We start from the raw sequence: 23,248 nt of genomic DNA, 5'->3' as shown, positions 1-23,248 counted from the left end.
ATGAGCATCTACGGCGACTACATCAAGTCCGTGATCCGCACCGTCCCCGACTGGCCGCAGCCGGGGGTCAACTTCCGCGACATCACCCCGCTGCTGCAGAACAGCGCGGCCTTCCGCAAGCTGATCGACAGCTTCGTGCATCGCTACCAGGAGATGGAGATCGACGCCATCGCCGCCATCGATGCGCGCGGCTTCATCGTCGGCGCGCCGCTGGCCTACGAGCTCGGCTGCAGCTTCGTGCCGGTGCGCAAGAAGGGCAAGCTGCCGTTTCGTACCATCAGCGAGACCTACACCCTGGAGTACGGCGAGGCCGAGGTGGAGCTGCACTCCGACGCCTTCCGCGAGGGCGACCGCATCCTGGTGGTCGACGACCTGATCGCCACCGGCGGCACCATGCTGGCCGCCGCCAAGTTGATCACCCGCAGCGGCGGCCAGGTGGTGGAGACCGCCACCATCGTCGACCTGCCGGACCTCGGCGGCGCGCAGCGCATCCGCGACGCGGGCTTCAGCGTGTTCGCGGTCTGCTCCTTCACCGAGGACGAATGACCTCATGAGTGGCTCTCGCTATCAGAAGCGCCTGATCATCTCCTGGGACCGGCTGCATGCCGACGTGCGCGAGCTCTGCCGGGGGCTGATCGGCCGCGACCTCAAGGGGATCGTCGCGATCACCCGCGGTGGGCTGATTCCCGCCGCGCTGATCGCCCGCGAGCTCGACGTGCGCCTCATCGATACCGTCTGCATCAAGAGCTACGAGCGCATGGAGCAGGGCGGCCTGGAGGTGATGAAGGGGGTCGATCACGACGGCGAGGGGTGGCTGCTGGTCGACGACCTGGTCGATACCGGGCGCACCGCGAAGGCGGTGCGCGAGATGCTGCCCAAGGCGCATTTCGTGACCGTCTACGCCAAGCCCGAGGGCAGGCCGCTGGTGGATCAGTACCTCACCGAGGTCGCGCAGGACTGCTGGATCCAGTTTCCCTGGGACATGGGCGTGGCCTATGTCGAGCCGCTGGTCGACCAGGAGAGGCGCTGAGCCATGACGACGTGTCCCCTTCCCGACAGCTGGCAACAGTGGCTCGGTCAGGAGTTCGACGCCCCCTACATGCAGGCGCTGCGCGATTTCCTGGCCGCCGAGAAGGCGGCCAGGAAGGTGATCTACCCGCACTCGGCCGACTGGTTCCGCGCCTTCGAGCTGACCCCGCTGGACGAGGTCAAGGTGGTGATCCTGGGGCAGGATCCCTACCACGGCCCGGATCAGGCGCACGGGCTCTGCTTCTCGGTGCGCCCCGGGGTGCGGGTGCCGCCGTCGCTTTCCAACGTCTACAAGGAGCTGACGGCGGACCTCGGTACCCGGCCGGTGGCCCACGGCAACCTCGAGGCCTGGGCGCGCCAGGGCGTGCTGCTGCTCAACACCTCGCTGACGGTGGAGCAGGGCAGCGCCGGCTCCCACCGCGGCAAGGGCTGGGAGACCTTCACCGATCGCGCCATCGCGACGGTCAGCGAGCACGCCGCGCCGTCGGTGTTCCTGCTGTGGGGCGGCCATGCGCGCCAGAAGAAGGCGCTGATCGACACCCGGCGCCACCTGGTGCTGGAATCCCCGCACCCCTCGCCGCTCTCGGCGCATCGCGGCTTCTTCGGCAACCACCACTTCTCGCGCGCCAACGCCTTTCTCGTCGAGCAGGGCCGCGCCCCCATCGACTGGCAGTTGCCCGAGCAGCCTTAACCTCGACGCCGGATGCGTTTAGAATGGCGCGCAATTTGCCGCCGTCGTCCATCCGACGATGGTCGCCGCCTTCCCGCCGCCGTCGAAGAGGTCATCCCCATGAGCGTCCATGCCATCCAGCATCCCCTGGTCCAGCACAAGCTTGGCCTGATGCGCGAAGCCGGCATCAGCACCAAGAGCTTCCGCGAACTGGCCGGCGAGCTGGCCAAGCTGCTCACCTACGAGGCGACCAGCGACCTCGAGCTCGAGACCCAGAACATCGACGGCTGGAGCGGCGAGCCGATCCCGGTGCAGCTGCTCAAGGGCAAGAAGGTCACCATCGTGCCGATCCTGCGCGCGGGCCTGGGCATGCTCGACGGCGTCACCGACCTGATTCCCAGCGCGCGGGTCAGCGTGGTCGGGCTCTACCGCGACGAGGAGACCCTCGAGCCGGTGCCGTACTTCGCCAAGTTCGCCAATGACCTGGACGAGCGCATGGCCATCGTCATAGACCCGATGCTGGCTACCGGCGGCACCATGGTGGCGACCCTGGACATGCTGCGCGAACGCGGCTGCAAGCACATGAAGGTGATCGTGCTGGTGGCGGCCCCCGAGGGGATCAAGCGCGTCCAGGAGAGCTATCCGGACATCGAGCTCTACACCGCCTCGGTGGACGACCACCTCGACGAGAACGGCTACATCGTCCCGGGCCTGGGCGACGCCGGCGACAAGATCTTCGGCACCCGCTAAGCCTCCGCTTCGCTCCCGCAGGGCTCTGCCTGCGGGAGCTTCCCTTGCATGACATCCCTCGTCATCAGAGCAGGGGCTCGTCCCGCATTTCGCGGGCGCCCTGCTGGCAGGGCGATCGACGTCGTCAGACGCCCCATCCCGTGCTGCTCGCCCTCCCTGACTGACCCGTCTTCAGCTCTCGGCGGCAGGCGGCAATAGCCGCCAGAGAGCACAGCCGAAAGCAGAAGGCGGCGACAGCTTCAAGCGAGGGATGATAGGCGCCACACTCAATAGTGGCTTCCCCCTTGGGGAGCGGGTCTCCGGGGGGTGGACCTAAACCAGGGGGAAGGTCATTGCCTACCGGGGCTTTCTGCTGCGCTCGAAGTTGGTGCTGACCCATTGCTCCCCGGTTAGGCTGGATGGTGATTGCCAGCACGATAGGCGATGCTGGTCACTGGTGCTCCATGCGCCAGCATCGCTTCTTGTGACAAGGCGAGTCGTTCCTGCTTCATCAACTGCACTGCCTGGCGCAGCTCGGCACTCAAGCCATGCTGGCGCTCCAAACGGGCCAGTTGTTCAAGCTGCTTGAAATACTCGCCCTCTTTACGGGACTTCTTGAGCTCGAGGGGGAAGACGGGGATGACGACTTGCTGCTGGCGCGCCGGAACGTCTGCAAAGACCCCCTGGGCTATCTCAAGGCCCGCCGCGTCGAAATCCACAAACAAGTGCAACGATATTCTGTCGGCCCAATCAGCCAGCAATGTTTTCAGCTCGCGGGCGCCTTGGTCATGGCCCCGATAGAGAATGAGGGTATTGTGGCGCAGTGCGTCTGGCAGCAGCGGCACGATCTGCCACCAGCGCTCCATCACTGCCCCATTTTCTACCACCAGCACGTTCTGGGTCTCGGGCGGCAGGATGAGCATGTCGCCGAGTACTGCGAGGAGAACGCCGGGCGGGCAAGGAAGCGGGAGAGCAGTATCCCCGGCCCGGATGGTCATCTCACCTTTGGTGTGCGCAACACGCTGGAGGGTAGAGAAGGCCTGGTGCGTGGAGATCTTCTCGTCCGGTAGGTGACCCGCCAGGCTCACCCGATCCTGATCCAGGTTGACGTGAAGGCCGGCGTTATTGGTGAGTCGATCATAGACACGGCGGATACGATCGAGGTCGTGGGCCAGTAGCCGCAGCGTCCTTCCTTGAGGGGTGCCAATGCCATGCTCTTCATGAATGTGCCGCCACACCTGGCCCAGTCGCACCTGGTCGGTGGGCTGACGAAGGACGCGCTGGAGTGCCTTGATCGTGTCCCTCATGCCGCGTGATGCCTTTCCAGAGAAAAAACGATGTCCTCCACCAAGCGGGTGCCATCATAAGTACCCATTTGCCGCTCGGTCAGCTCGACCGGCACGACGTCCTCACCGTTCTCCAGCCGCATGTTGTAACTCTCCCATAGTGCCAGCATCCAGAAATCGAGGGGCTCCTCGACATCGAGCTTGTAGTAGGCGTCGATGGCTGAGATTGGCTGTTGGGTCACGAGAGTCGGCAAGGCCTCAAAGAACCATTCCAGGGCCTGCTCGAGCGGATCTTCAGGCTCGACCTCCTCGGCGCCACGCTGGTCGATCACCTCGACTCGCTCCGTGGAGACATTCGAATCGGTGAGCGCGCCGGGCTCGAGGCGACGCAACGCGTTCTCCGCGAGCTCATCAAGCCCCTCACGCTGTGAAGGGTCGTCTATGGCCGGGTGCGCTCGTATCTCAAGGGGCTCCACTCGGAAGAGGCTAGGCGACCGGCCATGGGCTTCATCGAGGATATCCTCGCCGGGGGTATATCGGGGATTGCGCTCGTAGTGCTGCAGCCAGGCATCGATGACATGGTTCTGTCGCTGCACTTCCTTGTCGTTCTGCAGCTTGGCCAGGTTATCGGTGAGCCGGTGGAGGGCATCCACCAGATTCGCTCTCAAGCGCGAGAGGCTGCGGGCCAGGATCTTGGTCAACAGGTACTGCAGCTCGCGGCTGAAGCGGGCGAGCTGCATCAAGTAGGACGGGGTCAGGGTATCGAGAAGCCGGTTAATGTTGCCGGCTTCATCCAACGCACGGCGGTTCTCCAGGATGCGCAGATCGATATCGGAGACCGTCGAAAAGCAATTATGGATATAGTACGTGAAGCGGACCACGATGGCCTGGAGGGTGTTGATGAGGCTGGCAATGACTTCCTGGGCCTCGATCAGTTTCCGAGAGGCATCATCGGTCGCACCGTTGTCCCGGGCGACAAAATAGCTTTCCACGACGTTTTGGAGCTCGCGCACCAAGTCACTGACAGCACCGCTGGACGCCTGACGCTGATAGCTCTGGGTCACATGCGCCATCAAGTCTCCGACCACACGACTGACCTGTACGTGCGGGAGGTCCTCATCAAGGTGAAAGACCAGCTGGTGATGACGCAGGGCCTGAATCGTCTCGCGATTATCAGGGGTGTCATAGATCACACCGCCGTGTTCGAGCGTTGCCTCGGCCAGCGCGTCGGTATACTTGGCCAAGGCCTTCATCGCATTTCGCGCATCATCAAGACGTGCCAAGGAAGAGCCCCTCTTGCCGTGGTTCGTTCAGCGCGGCCTCACGCTCCTCAGCGACGATGCCTTCACGCGCCATCACGAACTCGAGCTGATCCTGAAGCAAGGACCACTTGCCGGTGGCCTGGTAGATGGCTCCGGAACTGTCGATGGCCACTAGGTAGCCCAGCTTGCACAGTTTTTCGAGCAAGTGGCGCAGGCGGACCTTGGCATCGCGTGACTGGGACTGCACCTGAAAGCGGGTGGCGATGACTTCCAGCTCTTCCTGCATCATGGAAGAGTTTTCGATCGCGGCCAGCCACTCACTCTCGCGCACGACATCCTTCACCTTCAAAGGCTGCGAGGATGGCGAGGCTTGTCGAGACAGGCGCAACCAGCGCAAGAGGGCTTCCCAGTCACGCACCGCACTTTCGAATTGGTGGCGGATCCGATGCCGGACGCCACGCGACTCGGTATCCAGATAGACGCAGTAATACCCTGAGCCATCCCGGGTTTGTTCAAGCCCATGGCCGATCTCCGCCAAGTAATGACTCACCCGGTCCTGGCCTTCGAGTGTGCTGAGGTATTCGTGGGCCTCCTTGGCACTGACGGGGCACAGCACCTCGCCCCTCAAGAGTCCCTCTATGGCGGCGGCGAAACGGGGATCGTAGCTCATAGCGGATTCTCCATGTCGACCTGAGGAGCCAGGCCCGCAGGCGCCGAGGCGTCACTACTGCTCATGCCCAACAGCGGGTTATGGCCCTTGTCATGTTCGCGCGGGCGCATGATGCGAACCCCGCCGTCCTTGCTCAAGGAGACTTTTTGGGTGAAATGACGCTGCACATCACTGTGCAGTTTGGGCTGGGCACACAGCAGTGTGATGTTGTAGTCGGCCATCATGCGGAAGATCTTGGCCACGTTCTTCGGGTCGAGTTTGCCCAGCTCATCGATGGGCCAGGTGATGTTGACCTGTGGATCACGGCAGAGGTAGCGCGTCAGTCCGCTGAAGAGGATCAGGATGGCGATGTTGGACAGCCCCTCGCTGCTGGCCTTCTTCATGTCCTCATCACGGCGAATAGGCACTAAGCGCCCTTGTTCCCGGAACTGGATCTCGATGCTGACCAGGTTCTTGAGGTCGAAGGTCGCCATCTTGGCGGCTTTCAGGTCTTTGTCGACGTGGCTCATCGACGACAGCAGGGCGGTACTCGGCAGGCCGGCAAAGTTTTGCTGACCCCAGGCTTTCCATACCTGGGCAAACGCACTGAGGTTCTTCCAGAAGTCGTATTCGTGGATGTTCGAACGCACGACGACTTTCACATCACTGATCTCGGAGAACTCGTGCTGCGTGTTCAGCTGGGCTTCCAGCTCACGGCTGACTCGCGAGGTCATCGTGTCGAGGTTCTTGAGGTTCTCATGGTAGTAGGCGAGCTGCCCGCCGATACTGTGGATCGTTTCGTTGAGCGCGCTTTCGACCTGGGGGAGCGCTTCATCGACCAGCGCCTGAAGGTCCTGCATCAGCACGATGTACAGTGCCTCAGTGGCCTCAGGCAGCCCGGACTGCAAGCGCCGCGCCTCACTCATGCGGTCCCAGGTATCGTGAATCTGGGTTTCGGGGTGTTGCGCGATCAGGCTGCTGCTTTCGCGCGAGGCCTTGATGACATCCTGCTTCTGTCGGGTAGTGAACTCGATCAACCGGCGCATTTCGGTAGCCAGCTGCTCATCGCCCAGGGCCTCGCTGTTGGGCGCCAGCGCCTGACGGTCTGGAATCTCGATCACCGGGATCGAATCAAGCAGGCCGGTTGCGTTGTCACAAAGCCGCTGCCAGGACTCACACGTTTGCGAGGCGCCGTTGATGTTAGCTGCGACCTGCTGGCGGTCAGCCTCAAGGCGTTCCCGCTTGCTGCTATAGGCTTGCTGGGCATCGCTCAGTTCAAGCTCGGCTTTGTCTTGCGCGCGTTTCGCGTCGTGAAAGCTGCGCTCCTTCCGTGGCTTTTCCTCGACCATGAGGTTTCGCCACTGTTGGTAGGCGAAGACCTCATCGCGCATCGCCTCAGCCGCCTCTATCTCGTCGGTTAAGCGGGCGACTTCCGCTTTTTTCGCCTGTCGTGTGGCAATATCGATGCCCTCATCCGCCAGGGCCTGGTCACGGACCGCCTCCAGTTCGATAAGGCGCGAGGTGAGCGAGGCCTCGTGGTCCTCGCGACGCACCACTATCTGGTCTCGCCGCTCCTTTACAGCATCTATTGCGCTGCCCTGATCGGCCTTCAGCTGCAGTTGCCGCGCCTTGTGGTCACGCTGCAGATGAAGGGAACGCTTCTCGGCCTCGAGTTTTTCTTTCTCGAGGCGATGGTTGGCGTCAGTCAGCTGGCCCGTGAGGGCCTGGTAGCGCTGGTTCCCGGCGCCTGTCACCTCCGCCTCAATGGCGTGATGGGTGGCCCGGCACTGAGATAACTGGTCCTCGGCGTTCTTGTGGCGCGATCGACTGAGGGTGACGCTCTGGGCGGTTTTCGCCTGCTTTTGCTGGGCCTCTTTCCACGCCTTCTCCTGACGGTCCACCTCTTTCTTGGCCGCTTCCAGTCGGTTGCTGGCGTGTTCCAGCAGTGCCATGAGTTCTTCGATGGTCCGCGCGTCGTCTGGGCGCTCCAGCCCGGCCAAGTCCAGCTCCAACCCAAAGGCCTGGGTCAGGTCTGGCGTACTCGACAGCCGGGGGTGCAAATCACGCCGCCGCAGCAGCCGCGGATCGATGAGCTTGCCAAGCCCATCGTGCCAATCAAGCCCGGAATTACGTAGGAACGCCAGCAGGGTCCCATCGGCCGGGTAGACCTGTCGCGTCAGCCGTTCGACGTCAGCGGATTGCAGATCTCTGGCGCTCTTTGCCTGAGTGAAGAGCCGTTCCGCCCGCTCGAGGGCCTGTGCTTCCTTTTCCTCGGCGTCGTTGGCCGCGTTCAGCTGTTGCAAGTGGCTGGCGACGAGCGCTTCGGCGCTCTGGATACTCGACACCGCTTCCGCCAACCGTTTAGCCTCCTCCGGCGTGGGGTCCTTGGCGGTCGCGCGCTGCTCCTGAATCTCTTGGATGGCTGCCCGGAGCTCGTCCGCGCGCTGCGCATCGCGGGTGCGCAGATCGTCTTGCTCTTTGCGTATCTCGTCCTCGAGGGCGGCCTGCGCGGCATTGTGCGCCTCGTTCAAATCCTGAAGCTCAGCGTTGGCGGCGTCGATACGCCGGGTGAAGTCCGCTTGCGCCTTGCCATGCTCCTCACGGACTTTGTTGACCTGGGCGTGGTAGGTTTCTTCGATCCGTGTGGCTGAGGCCGACATGTAGGCCAGCGCGTCCTCCGCCCCCTTCAGCGCTTTGCGCAGCGAGGGCAGGTCATCGAGGCGCTGTTGCCAGGTGTCGATGTCCTTGGCATCCCATGCCTCCTGCTCCTTCTCCTGCCCGAGAAGCCAGCTTTGGGCGGCCTGGGCCTCGCTGCGCTGCTGGCTGATGATGCCATTCAGCTCTTCCCGCCGTTCATCAAAGCGCTTACGGGTCTCTTCGAGGTTGTCATCGAGCTCCCGACGCTGAGCCTCTAGCGTGTTGAGTTGCTCCTTCTTACTCGCTATCGCCTGTTCCAGGCCGCTAAGCGTGCTCGTGATCGCCTCTCGGCTGTCCTGAAGGGCCAGGTGGGTTTCAAGCGCCTTGCGGAGTCGCGGCTCATGCTGCTTGAACTTCTCCAAGCTTTCGACGTTCTGCCACAAGTCGGCGTTCTTGTGGTGGGTCGGGGGATCACTGATATCGATACGGTCTCGCAGCATGGTGTCGATCACCATGTCCTCGAGACTCGACACGAGGCGCGATTTGTCCAGCACCACGGCCGTCAGTTGCTCGATGTGCTGCATCCGCCCCAGACCATCACCGAGGCTAAAGCGTCGTGCATCCTCGTGACGGCTGAACTTGGCGGCTTTCTTCCGGCGCCGTTTCCCGCTGGCATGGACGTCGTTCTGAATGATGGAGCGATAGTCCATGACGCTATTGATCTGCGAGCTGACCGCGCACCCCATGCCTGGCAGGGCATCACCGACGATGCTGTGGGCCGCCTCGCCCGCAGCAAAGCGTTCGCTTAGGTCGGAATGAAACAGCGTCTCGTCGGCCGCCCCTTCCACGAACCGGTAGGCCAGTTGCCCACCGGAGCGGCGATACAGGATCGAGCAACAGCAGGCGCCATCGCGCCGGCGATACTCGAACACCACCATGCTCTGGTGGTTGGGCAGGTAGTAGTCGGCAAAGCTGACCTTGTTCGCCGCCCGCTCGACCATCGCCCCCGGGTCCTGGCCGTAAAAGACGGGGATCAACTTCAGTGCCGAGGTCTTGCCCGCCCCGTTGGTGCCCTGCACGTTGGTGTGGCCATCACAATCGATCCGGGAACGCTTCCCGTGAAAGATGGAGTGGTGAAGGATGATGGCTGTCAGTCCGGACATCGGAGGGATCCCTGCGCCAAGTGAGATGGATATGCGCTTCACATTTACTCACTGAAGTCTAACAGAGGTCTCGCTCGCCTCGGGGCTGCGGTGAGGTAGGTAGGCGTTATCACTTTTTACCGGGTACGAGACACTCTATCGCCATGGCGATACAAAGTCGTAATGCCAACCCTGTGACGGTGTTACAGGCTTATCGGCTTCAGACGCCACCGCCTTTCCTTGGCACGCGGGTTCGCCATGGGTCTCGATATGTTCGTTTTCGCGCATGGCGTCGCGGCGACGTCCCGCGCCCGTCGCGCCCGTCGTCGATTAGACAAAAGTTTAATATCGAAAAAAATCCATGACTTTCAGCGGGTTGTGAGAGAAAGCGCGGCGCTTGAGCGGGGAGCGTTGATGTTTTCGCTTGGCGACATTTGTGTTTGAAAGCGAATCTCGACTACGTTGTCTGAACGAGTCCCGGGCTCGTCCAATAACAACGACACCTCGAGAGCCGTATGTCCCTGATCCTAGACAACATCGATCATGTGGTCGGTGGTTCCACACACATCGCGGGCGTGAACCTGGAGCTCGAGCCCGGCTCCTTCAACGTCCTGCTGGGACGGACCCTGTCGGGCAAGACCACCCTGATGCGGCTGATGGCCGGGCTGGACGTCCCCACCCGGGGACGCATCCTGATGAACGGCGAAGACGTCACCGGCCGCTCGGTGCGCAAGCGCAACGTCTCCATGGTCTACCAGCAGTTCATCAACTATCCGGCCCTCTCGGTCTACGACAACATCGCCTCGCCCCTGAAGCTCGCCCGGGTCTCCCGGGCGGAGATCGACCGGCGGGTGAGGGAGGTGGCCGAGATGCTGCACATCGAGCACCTGCTCGACCGCTTGCCGCTGGAGCTCTCCGGCGGCCAGCAGCAGCGCACCGCCATGGGGCGGGCGCTGGTCAAGGAGGCCGACGTGGTGCTCTTCGACGAGCCGCTGGTCAACCTCGACTACAAGCTGCGCGAGGAGTTTCGCGATGAGCTGCGAAGCGTCTTCAGCGAACGCGACTGCATCGCCGTCTACGCGACCACCGAGCCTACCGAGGCGCTGGCCCTCGGCGGCAACACCGCCGTGCTCCACGAGGGACGCCTGCAGCAGTTCGGCCGCACCGAGGACGTCTACCACCGCCCGCGGGACATCCTCGCCGCGGAGATGTTCTCCGAGCCGCCGATCAATATCGTCAACGGCATCGTCTCCGGCAGCGAGGTGACCTTCGACGAGCGCACGCACTTTCCCCTCAACGACGACCTGCGCTCATTGCCCCCCGGCGAGTACCGCTTCGGCGTGCGCGCTTCGCACATCTCGCTCGCGCCCCGCGCTCCAGACGACATCGAGGTGCCGATGATCGTCGACCTGGCCGAGATCAGTGGCTCCGAGACCTTCCTGCACGTGCACAACGACCGCTTCCACATGACGGTCCACCTGGAGGGCGTCCACGCGTTCGACGTCGATGCCCCCGTGACCCTCTACTTCCCGACCCACAAGGTCTATGCCTTCGACCGCGCGGGCGCCGTGGTGCATATCCCGAGCCACCTGGGGGGCGTGTGAGATGGCCGAGATCACCCTGAAGTCGCTGGCCCATACCTACCTGCCCAACCCGACCGCCCCCGAGGACTACGCCATCCGCGAGATGGATCATGTCTGGCGCCAGGGCGGGGCCTACGCGCTGCTCGGGCCCTCCGGCTGCGGCAAGTCGACCCTTCTCAACATCATCTCCGGCCTGCTGGAACCCTCCAGCGGCGAGGTGCTCTTCGACGGCGAGGTGGTCAACGCCCTGCCGCCCGAGGCGCGCAACATCGCCCAGGTGTTCCAGTTCCCGGTGGTCTACGACACCATGACGGTCTACGACAACCTGGCCTTCCCGCTGCGCAACGTGAAGACCCCCGAGGCGCGGGTCCACGAGCGGGTGATGGAGGTCGCCGAGGTGCTGGAGCTGACCGGCCAGCTCCGGCGCAAGGCCAAGAACCTCACCGCCGACGAGAAGCAGAAGGTCTCCATGGGCCGGGGGCTGGTGCGCGAGGACGTCTCGGCGATCCTCTTCGACGAGCCGCTCACCGTGATCGACCCGCAGCTCAAGTGGAAGCTGCGCCGCAAGCTCAAGGAGATCCACCAGCGCTTCGAGATCACCATGGTCTACGTGACCCACGACCAGCTCGAGGCCTCCACCTTCGCCGACAAGATCGCCGTGATGTATGAGGGGCAGGTGGTGCAGTTCGGCACCCCCCGCGAGCTCTTCGAGACCCCCAACCACACCTTCGTCGGCTACTTCATCGGTAGCCCCGGCATGAACTTCCTGACGGTCACGACCCGCGAGGGGCGGGTGATGGCCGGCGAGACCCGGCTCGAGGTGGGGAAAGGCGTCCACGACGCCGTGGCCGGGGCGCGCTCGGCCAACGTCAAGCTCGGCATCCGCCCGGAGTTCATCGAGGTACATCCGGCGCCCGTCGACGGGGCGATGGAGGCCCGGGTGGAGCACGCCCAGGACCTCGGCACCTACTCGCTCGTCACCCTGACGCTGGGCGGCACGTCCCTCAAGGCGCGCATCGAGGAGGGCCAGCCGGTGCCCCATGGCCGCGCCTGGCTGCGCTTCCCGGACGAGCGCCTCGGCCTGTACGTCGACGAGTTTCGCGTGGAGTTCGACCATGAATAAGGTCTACAACAACCGGGCCTGGTGGCTCATCCTGCCGATGCTGGCGCTGGTGGCCTTCTCCGCGGTCATCCCGCTGATGACGGTGGTGAACTACTCGGTGCAGGACGTCTTCGATGCCAACACCCGCTTCTTCACGGGTACCGAGTGGTTCGAGGTGATGCTCAACGACCCGGCCCTGCAGGCGGCCGTGCTGCGCCAGTTCGCCTTCTCGTTCACCGTGCTGGCCATCGAGGTGCCGCTCGGCATCGGCATCGCCCTGATCATGCCCAAGCGGGGCTGGCAGGCCTCCGCGGTGCTGATACTCGTGACCATGCCGCTGCTGATTCCCTGGAACGTGGTGGGCAGCATCTGGCAGATCTTCACCCGCGGCGACATCGGCCTGATGGGCTGGAGCCTGCGCGAGCTGGGCTACGGCTACAACATCACGGCGAGTCCCGTGGACGCCTGGGCGACCATCGTGCTGATGGACGTCTGGCACTGGACGCCGCTGATCGCGCTGCTCTGCTACAGCGGCCTGCGCGCGATTCCCGACGCCTACTACCAGGCCGCGCGCATCGACCGCGCCTCGAAGTGGGCGGTGTTCCGCTACATACAGCTGCCCAAGCTCACCAACGTGCTGGTGATCGGCATTCTGCTGCGCTTCATGCACTCCTTCATGATCTACGCCGAGCCCTTCGTGCTCACCGGCGGCGGTCCCGGCAGCTCCACGACCTTCCTCAGCCAGTCGCTGACCACCATGGCGATCGGCCAGCAGGACCTGGGGCCCTCGGCCGCCTTCTCGCTGATCTACTTCCTGATCATCCTGCTGGTCACCTGGGTCTTCTACACGGCGATCATGAACATGCAGAAAGACGCTCCGCGCAAGGAGGCCCCGGATGAGTGATTCCCTGCCCACGACCCCCGCTGCCGTGCGCAAGCGGGCCGCCGCCGCCGACCAGAAGCGGCGTCGCCAGGCACGCCCGGCCTCCCGCCAGTGGCGCCGCCGTGGCCTGATGACGGCCTACATCGTCTTCGTGCTGCTGCCGATCTACTGGCTGCTCAACATGTCCTTCCAGTCCAACACCGAGATCCTCGGCGGGCTGACCCTGTGGCCCGAGGACTTCACCCTGGAGCACTACGCCAAGATCTTCACCGAGCCCAGCTGGTACATGGGCTACGTGAACTCGATCACCTACGTGCTGATGAACATGCTGATCAGCATCGCGGTGGCACTGCCGGCGGCCTACGCCTTCAGCCGCTACCAGTTCATCGGCGACAAGCACCTCTTCTTCTGGCTGCTGACCAACCTGATGGCGCCGCCCGCGGTCTTTCTGCTCCCGTACTTCCAGCTCTATTACACGGTGGGGCTCTTCGATACCCATATCGCCGTGGCGCTGGCCCACTGCCTGTTCAACATCCCGCTGGCGGTGTGGATCCTCGAGGGGTTCATGAGCGGCGTGCCCAAGGAGATCGACGAGACTGCCTTCATCGACGGCTACAGCTTCCCGCGCTTCTTCGTGAAGATCTTCATCCCGATGATCAGCTCGGGGATCGGCGTGACGCTGTTCTTCCTGTTCATGTTCTCCTGGGTCGAGCTGCTGCTGGCCAGCACCCTGACCTCCACCGGCGCCCAGCCCATCGCCTCGGTGATGACCCAGACCAAGGGGGCCTCGGGCATCGACTGGGGCACCCTGGCCGCCGCCGGCACCCTGACCATCCTGCCCGGCATCGTGGTGGTCTACTTCGTGCGCAACCACATTGCCAAGGGCTTCGCCCTGGGCCGGACCTGAGGAGGGCGCGACATGGAATGGATGGTCTGGACCACCCCCACCACCGTCTTCTTCTCGGTCATCGCCGCCATGCTGGTCGGCATGACCGCCTGGGAGGTGGCCTCGCCGACGGTGGAGCGCAAGGGGTTCCTGCCGATCGCCACCACCCGCGGCGATCGCCTCTTCATCGGGCTGCTCTGTGCCGCCTACATCCACCTGCTGGTCGTGGGCTTCACCCCGCTCAGCATCTGGCTGGCACTGGGGGCGTCGGTGATCTGGCTACTGATCCTGATGCGCTGGGGCTGACGGCAATCTCCCGCCGCCACTGCCCTGCACGCAGTGCCTGGCAACACGCCATGGAACGCACGCTTCACGGACGAAGCACCCTAACCGACGAGGTCAACATGACAGCAATAACAATACGACGCTCTCTGGTGGCGGCCAGCATCATGCTGGCCAGCGCCTCCCTGCACGCCGACAACCACGATGCCCGGGCGATCGCCGAGCGGCTCATCGATGAGCATTTCCAGGACTCGACGCTGACCCGCGAGCAGCAGATCGAGGAGCTGCTGTGGTTCGCCAAGGCCGCCGAGCCCTTCCGCGGCATGGAGATCAACACCGTGGCGGAGGGGTTGACCACCCACATCTACGAGCGGGACGTGCTGGCCGAGGCCTTCGGTGAGCTCACCGGCATCGAGGTGACCCACAACATCATCGGCGAGGGGGACGTGGTCAACAACATGCAGACCCAGATGCAGTCGGGTCGCAACATCTACGACGCCTACGTCAACGACTCCGACGCCATCGGCACCCACATCCGCTATGGCACCACCATCAATATCTCCGAGGCCATGGAGAACGAGTGGGCCGACTACACGCTGCCGACCCTGGATCTCGAGGACTTCATCGGCCTGCAGTACGGCACCGGCCCCGACGGCAACCTCTACCAGCTTCCCGACCAGCAGTTCGCCAACCTCTACTGGTTCCGCTACGACTGGTTCCAGCGCGAGGACCTCAAGGAGCAGTTCCGCGAACGCTACGGCTATGAGCTCGGCGTGCCGACCAACTGGACCGCCTACGAGGAGATCGCCGAGTTCTTCACCGAGCACGTCGGCGAGATCGACGGCACCAAGGTCTATGGCCACATGGACTACGGGCGTCGCGACCCGTCGCTGGGCTGGCGCTTCCACGACTCCTGGCTCTCCATGGCCGGCATGGGCAGCCCCGGCGTGCCCTTCGGCAACCCGGTCGACGACTGGGGCATCCGCGTCAACGAGCAGAGCGAGCCGGTGGGCGCGAGCGTCAGCCGCGGCGGCGCCACCAACTCCCCGGCCTCGATCTTCGCCGTCACCAAGATGGTCGACTGGCTCGAGAAGTACGCGCCGCCTGAGGCCAGCGGCATGACCTTCGGCGAGGCGGGGCCGGTGCCGGCCCAGGGCCAGATCGCCCAGCAGATGTTCTGGTACACCGCCTTCACCGCCGACATGACCGACCCGGGCCTGCCGGTGACCGAGGAGGACGGCACGCCCAAGTGGCGCATGGCGCCGTCGCCCGCCGGTCCCTACTGGGAGGAGGGCATGAAGGTCGGCTACCAAGACGTGGGCTCCTGGACCTTCTTCGACTCCACCCCCGAGGATCGTCGCACCGCGGCCTGGCTGTTCGCCCAGTTCACCACCGCCAAGACGGTGTCGCTGGAGAAGCTGATGGCGGGCCTGACGCCGATCCGCGAGTCCGACATCTTCTCCGAGCAGATGACCGAGATGGCGCCCCGCCTCGGCGGCCTGGTCGAGTTCTATCGCAGCCCCAACGAGTCCAACTGGACGCCGTCCTCCACCAACGTGCCGGACTATCCGCGCATGGCGCCGCTGTGGTGGCAGAACCTGGCGCCGGCGGTCAGCGGCGACATCTCGCCCAAGGAGGGGCTCGACAACCTGGCCGCGGACCTCGACAGCATCATGGCGCGCCTGGCCCGGGCCAAGGTCTTCACCACCTACGCGCCCAACCTGAACGAGGAGCGCGATCCCGAGTACTGGCTCTCCCAGCCCGGCTCGCCCAAGGCCAAGCTGGATAACGAGATGCCTCAGGGCACCACCGTGCCCTACGACCAGATGATGGAGGAGTGGATGGCCGCCGGCTCGCGCGAATGATCACCGGGCGCCGGGCTCGCCTGGCGCCGAATCAGTACGTGTGACCGGTTGCCTGACCGGGACCCAGGGGCCCCGCTCGGTGCACGCCGAGCGGGGCCTTTCGCGTCGATACCATGGGCTTCGACACAAGGCGCTTCGACAAAAGGGCCAGACATGCAACTCAGACAGAACAACCTTCGAAAGCTGCCCGAGCGGGTCTTCGATGCGCTGATCGTCGGCGGCGGTATCAACGGCGCCGCGGCCGCCGCCGCGCTCAGCGGCAAGGGCGCCCGGGTGGCGCTGATCGACCGCGGCGACTTCGCCGGCAGCACCAGCATGCACTCCTCCAACCTGGTGTGGGGCGGCATCAAGTACATGGAGAGCGGCGACTTCGCGCTGGTGCGCAAGCTCTGCAAGAGCCGCAACCACCTGATCGAGAGCTACCCCTCCACGGTGCAGGAGATCCGCTTTTTGACCACCATCAACCGGGGCTTTCGCCATCATCCGCTCTATCCCTGGGCCGGTACCTGGCTCTACTGGCTGATGGGGGGCGCCTTCACCCGGCGCCCGCACTTCCTGCGCCCCGCCGGCATCAAGGCCCGGGAGCCGATCATCGATACCGCGAAGGCGCAGGGCGGCTTCGAGTATTCCGACGCCTACCTGCACGACAACGATGCGCGCTTCGTCTTCAACTTCGTGCGCGGGGCGCTGGACTTCGGTACCGTGGCGGCCAACTACGTCGAGTCGCTGGGGGCGCGCCGCGAGGGCGAGCTGTGGGTCACCCGGATGCGTGATCGCATGGACGGCCGCACCTTCGAGGTCCGCTCGAAGGTGCTGATCAACGCCGCCGGGCCCTGGGTCGATCAGCACAACAGCCTCTCGGGGCAGCAGACCGACCATCGCCACGTCTTCTCCAAGGGCATCCACCTGATCGTCCCGCGGCTCACCGACAGCCGGCGGGTGCTCGCCTTCTTCGCCGACGACGGCCGGCTCTTCTTCGTCATCCCCATGGGGCCGCGCACCTGCATCGGCACCACCGATACCCGCGTGGAGAAGCCCGAGGTCGGGGCCACCGAAGACGATATTCGCTTCGTGCTCGACAACATCAACACCCGCCTCGCCCTGGAGACGCCGCTTTGCAAGGCGGACATCATCGCCACCCGCTGCGGCGTGCGACCGCTGGCGGTGAAGCCGAGCGGCGGCGACGACCGGGACTTCCTCAACCTCTCGCGCAAGCACGCCATCGACATCGACCCCGAGATGCGCCACCTCAGCATCTTCGGCGGCAAGCTCACCGACTGCCTGAACGTCGGCGAGGAGGTGGTCGAGGAGGTGGCGCGCCTGGGCGTCGCGATCCCCTACCCGAAGGTCCGCTGGTACGGCGAGCCGGACGCCTCGCTGCGCGAGGCCTTCCTGCACCAGGCGCGGCTGATGGACCTGGACGCCATGACCGCCGAGGGCGCCTCGGAGCCGCTGAGCACGCGGCTGTGGCGGCGCTACGGCGCCCAGGCGCTGGAGATGCTCGAGGAGATCCGCCAGGACCCGCGACAGGGTGAGGTGCTGATCGAGCACACCGAGTACCTGCGCTGCGAGCTCAAGCAGGCCAGGCGCCGCGAGATGGTGACGAAGCTCGAGGACTTCCTGCGGCGCCGCTCGAAGATCTCGCTGGTGGTCCCGGAGCAGACCATCCGCGATTCCCCGGGGCTGCGCGAGGCCTGCGACATCCTCTTCGACGAGCAGGCCGAGGCGCGCCTCGCGGAGTACCTGGCGAGTGCCTCGCCGGAGTCCGCGGGGCTCGCGTCAGAAGGGGAGAGCGGTGAGGGTCCCAAGCCGCAACGAGGCTGGTAGAATGCCGCGCAACTCGACTGCCCCTCCCCGGATCCGATGGAGTCCACGACCATGACCGACCAGACGGCGGCCTCGCCCCTGCCGACCGAAAGCCCCCTTCGCACCCTGCTCACCGGGGCACAGATGCTCTTCGTCGCCTTCGGCGCCCTGGTGCTGGTGCCGCTGCTCACCGGCCTCGATCCCAACGTGGCGCTGTTCACCGCGGGCATCGGCACCCTGATCTTCCACGGCGTCACTCGGGTCAGCGTGCCGGTCTTTCTGGCCTCGTCGTTCGCCTTCATCGCGCCCATCCAGGGCTCGGTGGCCAACTATGGCATTCCCGCCACCCTCGGCGGGCTGATGGTCGCCGGCCTGGTCTACGTGGTGATCTCCCAGTTCGTGCGCCTGAAGGGCACCGCCTGGCTGCATCGCCTGCTGCCACCGGTGGTGGTGGGGCCGGTGATCATGGTGATCGGCCTGGCGCTCGCGCCGGTCGCGGTGGACATGGCCACCGGCGAGACCAGCGAGAATATCGGCTACGGCTCCGCCATCTTCCTCTCCATGGCGAGCCTCATGGTCACCCTGGTGCTGGCGGTGTTCGGGCGCGGCCTGATCCGCCTGATCCCGATCATGGGCGGCATCATCACCGGCTACGGCCTGGCGGTGCTGATGGGCGTGGTGGACTTCACCCCGGTCCGAGAGGCGGCCTGGCTGTCGCTGCCGTCCTTCACCGCGCCGAGCTTCCACTGGGCGGCGATCCTGTTCATGATCCCGGTGGCCATCGCCCCGGCGGTGGAGCACATCGGCGACATGGTCGCCATCGGCTCGGTGACCCGCAAGAACTACCTGGAGAAGCCCGGCCTGCACCGCACCTTGCTGGGCGACGGCCTGGCCACCGCCGCCGCGGCGGTCTTCGGCGGGCCGCCCAACACCACCTACTCCGAGGTCACCGGGGCGGTGACCCTGACCCGCGCCTTCAACCCCTGGATCATGGTCACCACCGCCTTGATCGCCATCGTGCTGGCCTTCGTCGCCAAGCTCGGCGCGCTGCTGCAGACCATTCCGGGGCCGGTGATGGGCGGCATCATGACGCTGCTGTTCGGCTCCATCGCCGTGGTCGGCATGAACACCCTGGTGCGCGCCGGCAAGCCGCTTACCGCGCCGCGCAACCTGGTGGTGGTCTCCCTGGTGCTGGTCTTCGGCATCGGCGGCATGCAGTTCGGCAACGGCCAGTTCACTCTGCAGGGCGTCAGCCTCGCCGCCCTGGTCGGCATCGTGCTGAACTGGGTGCTGCCCCGCGCCGAGGAGGAGTGATCCCGCTCAGGCGTGGTGCCGCTCCTGGCCCGCGTCGGAGAAGGTCGGCGGGGTGCTGGCGCTGACGATCACGCACTCCTCCCCGCCGACGTTGCGAAAGCGATGGGGCAGGCGGGAGTCGAAGTAGTAGGCGTCGCCGGCGCCCAGCACGCCCACCTCGCCATCCACGGTGATCTCGATGCGCCCCGAGATCACCACGCCGCCTTCCTCGCCGTCGTGCTCGAGCATCTCCTCGCCGCTGTCGGCGCCCGGCGGATAGCGCTCGTGGATGATCGACATCTGGCGGTCCGGGCGGCGGGCGGCCACCAGCCCCCAGGAGAGGGTGCCATCGCCGATCTCGGTCAGCTCGTCCGCCCGGTAGAAGGGCTTGGGCTGGGTCGGCTCGTCGCCGGCGAAGAAGGCGCTGATCGAGACGGGCAGGGCGTCCAGGATCTTCTTCAGCGAGCTCACCGACGGGCTGACGTGGTTCTGCTCCACCAGCGACACCGTGCTGTTGGTGACACCGGCCCGCTTGGCCAGTTCGCGCTGCGACAGGCCGCGGGCCAGCCGCAGCTGCTTGAGTCGGGCGCCTACGTCGAATGCCGCTTCCGTGTCTTGATCCATGTCTCGGTCCTCGGGACGTTCGTCGTCGTATTCGTGGAATATTTTCAACATATCATACCGTCTCCTCGGTACCCGGATAAGGGGCGCCTTGACCCGTATCAGGGTCATGGGCCTGCGCGCTCGGCCGGCATGGCACCCGCGGGCGGGCTAAGGCATCATGGGCAGTGACATGACCGATTCGTCAGGAGAGCCCATGATCACCCGAGAAGCGCTCACCGGCATGATCCTGGCCGGCGGCCAGGGACGCCGCATGGGCGGTCGCGACAAGGGGCTCGAGCCCTTCGCCGGTCGACCGCTGGTGGCCCATGTCCGCGAGCGCCTGGCGGGGCGCGTCGCCGAGGTGCTGATCAACGCCAACCGCAACGTCGAGCGCTACCGGCCGCTGGCCGATCGCGTGGTGAGCGATGCCGAGGGCGGCTACCAGGGCCCCCTGATGGGCATCTACAGCGGCCTTAAGGCCGCGAGCACGCCCTGGCTCATCGTCACGCCCTGCGACACCCCGGCGCTGCCGCTGGACCTGGTGGAGCGCCTGGTCGCCGGCATCGGTGAGAAAGAGGGCGAGCACGATATCGCGGTGGCCTTCGACGGCGAGCGCCTGCATCCGGTGGTGGCGCTGATCCGCACCTCGCTGGCCGACGACCTGGCCGCGGCCCTGGCCGAGGGCGAGCGCAAGATTGATCGCTGGTACGCGCGCCACGTCTGGTGCCGGGTGCACGTCAGCGACTGCCCCGATGCCTTCGCCAACCTCAATACCGACGACGAGAAAGCGCGCCTGGAGCGCGTCCTCGGCGAAGCGGCGCGGGCGGCGAGGGTGAACCCATGAGCGAGCACGTGCCGGAGCGCCTGCCCTTCGACGACGAGCTGCCGGTGCTGGGCATCGCCGCCTGGAGCGGCACCGGCAAGACCACGCTACTGGAGCGGCTGCTGCCTCACCTCGGCGAGCGGGGTTTGCGCGTGGCGGTGATCAAGCATGCCCACCATGCCTTCGATGTCGACCAGCCCGGCAAGGACAGCCACCGCCTGCGCCAAGCCGGCGCCTCGCCCATGGTGGTCGCGTCCCGGGCACGGGTGGCGCTGATGATGGAGACCCCGGGGCGCGAGGAGGCCGACCTGGCCGCGCTGATCGAGATGGTGCGCCCCCAGCGTCCCGACCTGGTGCTGGTGGAGGGCTTCAAGGCCTGGCCGCTGCCCAAGCTGGAGCTGTATCGGCCCACGGTGGGCAAGCCGCTGCGGGTCGCCGAGGACCCCTGGGTGCGGGCCGTGGCGAGCGACGCGTCGCTCGCGCTTCCCGAGGGCGTCGAGGCGCTGGACCTCAACGACCTCGAGGCGCTCGCCGACTGGATCGCCGCCTGGCCCGCGCGCTGGCCGGCCCGCCAGTGCCCCCGCGAGGAGGCCGTGTCATGACGCTCTCCTGTTTCGATCTCGGCGAGCGGATGCTGACGGTGGAAGAAGCCGGCGAGCGCCTGGCGACCCTCATCGAGGCGCCGTTGCCCGCCGAGCGGGTCGCGCTCGCCGACCTTCACGGGCGCGTGCTGGCCGAGGACGCGATCTCCCCCATCGACGTGCCCCAGAACACCAACGCCGCCATGGATGGCGTCGCCCTGGCCTGGCCCGACGACGCCGAGCGGCCCGATGAGTGGCGCCTGGTCGGCGAGGTGCTGGCCGGCGCTCGGCGCGGCGAGAGCCTCCGGGCCGGCGAGTGCGTGCGCATCACCACCGGCGCCCCGCTGCCGCCGGGCGCCGACACCGTGGTCATGCGCGAGCAGCTCGCCGAGACGTTCGATGAGCCACACGGCGAGCGCGTGGTGATCGACCGGCCCGAGCGCGTCCGCCGCGGCCAGCACGTGCGTCGTGCCGGAGAGGACATCCCCCGCGGCCAGCGAGCGCTCGCCGCCGGCACGCGGCTCGGCGCCGCGGAGCTGGGGCTGCTGGCCTCCCTGGGGCTGGCCGAGGCGCGGGTGCATCGCCGGCCGCGGGTCGCCGTGTTCTCCACCGGCGACGAGGTCGTCGCCCCCGGGCAGCCGCTGCCGCCCGCCAGCATCTATGATGCCAACCGCCACACCCTGGCGGGCCTGCTGGTCGAGCAGGGCGCCGAGCCGATGGACCTCGGCATCCTGCCCGACGATCGCGAGGCCATGGAGGCCGCGCTGCGCGAGGCCGCCGACACCGCCGACCTGGTGATCACCAGCGGCGGCGTCTCGGTGGGTCAGGCCGACTTCACCCGGGCGGCGCTGGAGACGGTCGGTCGCCTGGCGTTCTGGCGCATCGCTATCCGTCCCGGGCGCCCCCTGGCCTGCGGCCTGCTGGGCGAGCGCGGCGTGCCCTTCCTCGGGCTGCCGGGCAACCCCGTGGCGGTGATGGTCACCTTCCTGCAGTTCGTGGCCCCGCTGCTGGCGCGTCTGCAGGGGCGAGGCGCCGTCGCCCCCCGGCGGCTCATTGCCATCGCCGACGAGGCCCTGAAGAGCCGGCTGGGCCGCACCGACTTCCTGCGCGGCGTCTTCCACGCCGCCGATGACGGCCGCCTCCACGTGCGCAGCACCGGCGCCCAGGGCTCCGGCATCCTCTCCTCGATGGTGGCGGCCAACTGCCTGATCGAGCTCGCCGACGACCGGGAGGGCGCGGCCCCCGGCGAGGCGGTGAGCATCCACCCCCTGCATCGCTTGCCATGAGGCCCGATTCCATGTCCCTGACCCATCTCAATGCCCGCGGCGAGGCCCACATGGTCGATGTGGCCGACAAGCCGGAGAGTCGCCGGGAAGCCTCGGCCTCCGGGCTCATCCGCATGCGGCCCGCGACCCTGGCGCTGCTCGCCGAGGGCGGGCTGCCCAAGGGCGACGTCCTGGCCACGGCGCGCATCGCCGGCATCCAGGCCGCCAAGCGCACCCACGAGCTGATTCCCCTCTGCCACGCCCTGGCGCTCTCCAAGGTAGCCGTCGACTTCGACCTCGACGAGAAGCACGCCTGCGTGCACGTCACCGCGACCTGCCGCCTCAACGGCCGGACCGGCGTCGAGATGGAGGCCCTGACCGCGGTCTCCGTGGCCTGCCTGACGCTCTACGACATGTGCAAGGCGGTGGACAAGGAGATGGAGATCGGCGCCATTCACTTGGAGACCAAGACCGGCGGCAAGTCCGGCGACTACCGGCGCGAGGCGCCCTCGGCGCCGGCCACCTCGGTGATCGAGGCCGCCGCGGCGCCCATCGTCACCGGCGAGGGGGCTGCGGGGGAGGTCTCGGTGGGCACCCGCTGCGACATCGCCGCCCCCTGCATCCGGGTCAAGTGCCTGGCCGAGCTGCGTGAGCGCCTCGGGGTCGGCGACGTCTCGGTGCCCTTCAACGACCTGCCGAGCGCCGATGTGGCGGGCCTCAAGGCCGCGCTCAAGGCGCAGGATCCGAGCTTCGAGGGGCTCGACCAGGGGCGCGTGCTGTGCGCCGTCAACCAGGTGATGGCCGGCGATGCCACGCCGTTGACCGACAACGACGAGGTCGCCTTCTTTCCCCCGGTTACCGGAGGCTGAACG

General features: G+C 66.1%; 21 protein-coding genes. 16 read left to right on the top strand and 5 right to left on the bottom strand.

Annotated elements, in window-relative coordinates; all coding sequences use genetic code 11:
- The 4 genes from C9F13_RS01625 (at position 1) to upp (ending at position 2,449) form a co-directional block, all read left to right on the top strand.
- Entirely contained in the window at positions 1–546 is a 546-nt protein-coding gene (locus tag C9F13_RS01625) for an adenine phosphoribosyltransferase (protein ID WP_108444495.1), read from the top strand.
- Positions 547–550: 4 nt separating this feature from the next.
- Positions 551–1,030 carry a xanthine phosphoribosyltransferase gene (gene gpt, locus C9F13_RS01620; protein ID WP_108444494.1) on the top strand — a complete coding sequence of 160 codons (480 nt, stop codon included), beginning with the start codon at positions 551–553 and terminating at the stop codon, positions 1,028–1,030.
- Between the two features lie 3 nt (positions 1,031–1,033).
- The gene (gene ung, locus C9F13_RS01615) at positions 1,034–1,720 is read left to right on the top strand and encodes a uracil-DNA glycosylase (RefSeq protein ID WP_108444493.1); all 687 of its coding nucleotides are present in this window, start codon (positions 1,034–1,036) and stop codon (positions 1,718–1,720) included.
- A gap of 99 nt (positions 1,721–1,819) precedes the next feature.
- Complete coding sequence (upp, locus tag C9F13_RS01610) at positions 1,820–2,449, top strand: uracil phosphoribosyltransferase (protein ID WP_108444492.1); 630 nt, start codon at positions 1,820–1,822, stop codon at positions 2,447–2,449.
- A 389-nt stretch (positions 2,450–2,838) separates the two neighbouring features.
- On the opposite strand, the gene C9F13_RS01605 is transcribed toward upp, so the two are convergent.
- Genes C9F13_RS01605 through C9F13_RS01590 form a run of 4 tightly spaced genes read right to left on the bottom strand, consistent with a single transcriptional unit; the run spans position 2,839 to position 9,425 of the window.
- Positions 2,839–3,735 (bottom strand): DUF7281 domain-containing protein, encoded by an 897-nt coding sequence (locus C9F13_RS01605; protein WP_108444491.1) that lies wholly within the window; start codon positions 3,733–3,735, stop codon positions 2,839–2,841.
- Positions 3,732–4,997, bottom strand: coding sequence for a hypothetical protein (locus C9F13_RS01600; protein WP_157955148.1), 1,266 nt, complete (start codon positions 4,995–4,997; stop codon positions 3,732–3,734). Before C9F13_RS01600 ends, C9F13_RS01605 begins: the two co-directional genes overlap by 4 nt.
- Positions 4,984–5,646, bottom strand: a complete 663-nt coding sequence (locus tag C9F13_RS01595; protein ID WP_108444489.1) for a condensin complex protein MksE — start codon at positions 5,644–5,646, stop codon at positions 4,984–4,986. Before C9F13_RS01595 ends, C9F13_RS01600 begins: the two co-directional genes overlap by 14 nt.
- Entirely contained in the window at positions 5,643–9,425 is a 3,783-nt protein-coding gene (locus tag C9F13_RS01590; RefSeq protein WP_108444488.1) for an ATP-binding protein, read from the bottom strand. The genes C9F13_RS01595 and C9F13_RS01590 overlap by 4 nt, the downstream gene beginning before the upstream one ends.
- A 494-nt stretch (positions 9,426–9,919) precedes the next feature.
- Between C9F13_RS01590 and C9F13_RS01585 the strand changes: the two genes are divergently transcribed.
- The 8 genes from C9F13_RS01585 to C9F13_RS01550 all read left to right on the top strand — a co-directional run bounded on the left by C9F13_RS01585 (position 9,920) and on the right by C9F13_RS01550 (position 19,125).
- Positions 9,920–11,008, top strand: coding sequence for an ABC transporter ATP-binding protein (locus C9F13_RS01585; protein WP_108444487.1), 1,089 nt, complete (start codon positions 9,920–9,922; stop codon positions 11,006–11,008).
- A 1-nt stretch (position 11,009) separates the two neighbouring features.
- Positions 11,010–12,110, top strand: coding sequence for an ABC transporter ATP-binding protein (locus C9F13_RS01580; RefSeq protein ID WP_108444486.1), 1,101 nt, complete (start codon positions 11,010–11,012; stop codon positions 12,108–12,110).
- Positions 12,103–12,993: a carbohydrate ABC transporter permease gene (locus tag C9F13_RS01575; RefSeq protein ID WP_108444485.1), complete on the top strand. Its 891-nt coding sequence runs from the start codon at positions 12,103–12,105 to the stop codon at positions 12,991–12,993. Before C9F13_RS01580 ends, C9F13_RS01575 begins: the two co-directional genes overlap by 8 nt.
- Positions 12,986–13,879 (top strand): carbohydrate ABC transporter permease, encoded by an 894-nt coding sequence (locus tag C9F13_RS01570; protein WP_108444484.1) that lies wholly within the window; start codon positions 12,986–12,988, stop codon positions 13,877–13,879. Before C9F13_RS01575 ends, C9F13_RS01570 begins: the two co-directional genes overlap by 8 nt.
- A 12-nt stretch (positions 13,880–13,891) precedes the next feature.
- A complete protein-coding gene (locus C9F13_RS01565) occupies positions 13,892–14,164 on the top strand; it encodes a DUF2160 domain-containing protein (RefSeq protein ID WP_108444483.1) in 273 nt (90 codons plus the stop codon).
- A gap of 98 nt (positions 14,165–14,262) precedes the next feature.
- Entirely contained in the window at positions 14,263–16,005 is a 1,743-nt protein-coding gene (locus tag C9F13_RS01560; protein ID WP_108444482.1) for an ABC transporter substrate-binding protein, read from the top strand.
- Positions 16,006–16,158: 153 nt separating this feature from the next.
- The gene (locus C9F13_RS01555; RefSeq protein ID WP_108444481.1) at positions 16,159–17,832 is read left to right on the top strand and encodes a glycerol-3-phosphate dehydrogenase/oxidase; all 1,674 of its coding nucleotides are present in this window, start codon (positions 16,159–16,161) and stop codon (positions 17,830–17,832) included.
- Positions 17,833–17,883: 51 nt separating this feature from the next.
- Positions 17,884–19,125, top strand: a complete 1,242-nt coding sequence (locus C9F13_RS01550; RefSeq protein ID WP_211310881.1) for a uracil-xanthine permease family protein — start codon at positions 17,884–17,886, stop codon at positions 19,123–19,125.
- A gap of 6 nt (positions 19,126–19,131) precedes the next feature.
- On the opposite strand, the gene C9F13_RS01545 is transcribed toward C9F13_RS01550, so the two are convergent.
- A complete protein-coding gene (locus tag C9F13_RS01545; RefSeq protein WP_108444479.1) occupies positions 19,132–19,728 on the bottom strand; it encodes a cupin domain-containing protein in 597 nt (198 codons plus the stop codon).
- Positions 19,729–19,921: 193 nt separating this feature from the next.
- Between C9F13_RS01545 and mobA the strand changes: the two genes are divergently transcribed.
- The 4 genes from mobA to moaC are packed head-to-tail and all read left to right on the top strand — an operon-like array spanning position 19,922 to position 23,245.
- Positions 19,922–20,551 carry a molybdenum cofactor guanylyltransferase MobA gene (mobA, locus tag C9F13_RS01540; protein ID WP_108444478.1) on the top strand — a complete coding sequence of 210 codons (630 nt, stop codon included), beginning with the start codon at positions 19,922–19,924 and terminating at the stop codon, positions 20,549–20,551.
- On the top strand, positions 20,548–21,132 hold the full coding sequence (gene mobB, locus C9F13_RS01535; RefSeq protein WP_108444477.1) for a molybdopterin-guanine dinucleotide biosynthesis protein B: 585 nt from the start codon (positions 20,548–20,550) through the stop codon (positions 21,130–21,132). The genes mobA and mobB overlap by 4 nt, the downstream gene beginning before the upstream one ends.
- Complete coding sequence (moeA, locus tag C9F13_RS01530; RefSeq protein ID WP_108444476.1) at positions 21,129–22,397, top strand: molybdopterin molybdotransferase MoeA; 1,269 nt, start codon at positions 21,129–21,131, stop codon at positions 22,395–22,397. The genes mobB and moeA overlap by 4 nt, the downstream gene beginning before the upstream one ends.
- 11 nt (positions 22,398–22,408) lie before the next feature.
- The gene (gene moaC, locus C9F13_RS01525; RefSeq protein WP_108444475.1) at positions 22,409–23,245 is read left to right on the top strand and encodes a cyclic pyranopterin monophosphate synthase MoaC; all 837 of its coding nucleotides are present in this window, start codon (positions 22,409–22,411) and stop codon (positions 23,243–23,245) included.
- The last annotated feature ends 3 nt before the right edge of the window (positions 23,246–23,248 follow it).

The organism is Halomonas denitrificans, assembly GCF_003056305.1.
GTDB lineage: Bacteria > Pseudomonadota > Gammaproteobacteria > Pseudomonadales > Halomonadaceae > Halomonas > Halomonas denitrificans.
Note: the sequence above shows the minus strand (reverse complement) of the source record. Positions and strands in the feature narration are given on the sequence as shown.

What these genes read in the sequence shown, in the direction of transcription:
- mobA (WP_108444478.1), top strand. Translation starts at nt 19,922, where the DNA reads ATGATCACCCGAGAAGCGCTCACCGGCATGATCCTGGCCGGCGGCCAG.
- mobB (WP_108444477.1), top strand. Translation starts at nt 20,548, where the DNA reads ATGAGCGAGCACGTGCCGGAGCGCCTGCCCTTCGACGACGAGCTGCCG.
- C9F13_RS01570 (WP_108444484.1), top strand. Translation starts at nt 12,986, where the DNA reads ATGAGTGATTCCCTGCCCACGACCCCCGCTGCCGTGCGCAAGCGGGCC.
- C9F13_RS01580 (WP_108444486.1), top strand. Translation starts at nt 11,010, where the DNA reads ATGGCCGAGATCACCCTGAAGTCGCTGGCCCATACCTACCTGCCCAAC.
- moeA (WP_108444476.1), top strand. Translation starts at nt 21,129, where the DNA reads ATGACGCTCTCCTGTTTCGATCTCGGCGAGCGGATGCTGACGGTGGAA.
- gpt (WP_108444494.1), top strand. Translation starts at nt 551, where the DNA reads ATGAGTGGCTCTCGCTATCAGAAGCGCCTGATCATCTCCTGGGACCGG.
- C9F13_RS01595 (WP_108444489.1), bottom strand. Translation starts at nt 5,646, where the DNA reads ATGAGCTACGATCCCCGTTTCGCCGCCGCCATAGAGGGACTCTTGAGG.
- C9F13_RS01555 (WP_108444481.1), top strand. Translation starts at nt 16,159, where the DNA reads ATGCAACTCAGACAGAACAACCTTCGAAAGCTGCCCGAGCGGGTCTTC.
- upp (WP_108444492.1), top strand. Translation starts at nt 1,820, where the DNA reads ATGAGCGTCCATGCCATCCAGCATCCCCTGGTCCAGCACAAGCTTGGC.
- C9F13_RS01605 (WP_108444491.1), bottom strand. Translation starts at nt 3,735, where the DNA reads ATGAGGGACACGATCAAGGCACTCCAGCGCGTCCTTCGTCAGCCCACC.
- C9F13_RS01625 (WP_108444495.1), top strand. Translation starts at nt 1, where the DNA reads ATGAGCATCTACGGCGACTACATCAAGTCCGTGATCCGCACCGTCCCC.
- C9F13_RS01575 (WP_108444485.1), top strand. Translation starts at nt 12,103, where the DNA reads ATGAATAAGGTCTACAACAACCGGGCCTGGTGGCTCATCCTGCCGATG.
- C9F13_RS01560 (WP_108444482.1), top strand. Translation starts at nt 14,263, where the DNA reads ATGACAGCAATAACAATACGACGCTCTCTGGTGGCGGCCAGCATCATG.
- C9F13_RS01545 (WP_108444479.1), bottom strand. Translation starts at nt 19,728, where the DNA reads ATGGATCAAGACACGGAAGCGGCATTCGACGTAGGCGCCCGACTCAAG.
- C9F13_RS01565 (WP_108444483.1), top strand. Translation starts at nt 13,892, where the DNA reads ATGGAATGGATGGTCTGGACCACCCCCACCACCGTCTTCTTCTCGGTC.
- C9F13_RS01590 (WP_108444488.1), bottom strand. Translation starts at nt 9,425, where the DNA reads ATGTCCGGACTGACAGCCATCATCCTTCACCACTCCATCTTTCACGGG.
- ung (WP_108444493.1), top strand. Translation starts at nt 1,034, where the DNA reads ATGACGACGTGTCCCCTTCCCGACAGCTGGCAACAGTGGCTCGGTCAG.
- moaC (WP_108444475.1), top strand. Translation starts at nt 22,409, where the DNA reads ATGTCCCTGACCCATCTCAATGCCCGCGGCGAGGCCCACATGGTCGAT.
- C9F13_RS01585 (WP_108444487.1), top strand. Translation starts at nt 9,920, where the DNA reads ATGTCCCTGATCCTAGACAACATCGATCATGTGGTCGGTGGTTCCACA.
- C9F13_RS01550 (WP_211310881.1), top strand. Translation starts at nt 17,884, where the DNA reads ATGACCGACCAGACGGCGGCCTCGCCCCTGCCGACCGAAAGCCCCCTT.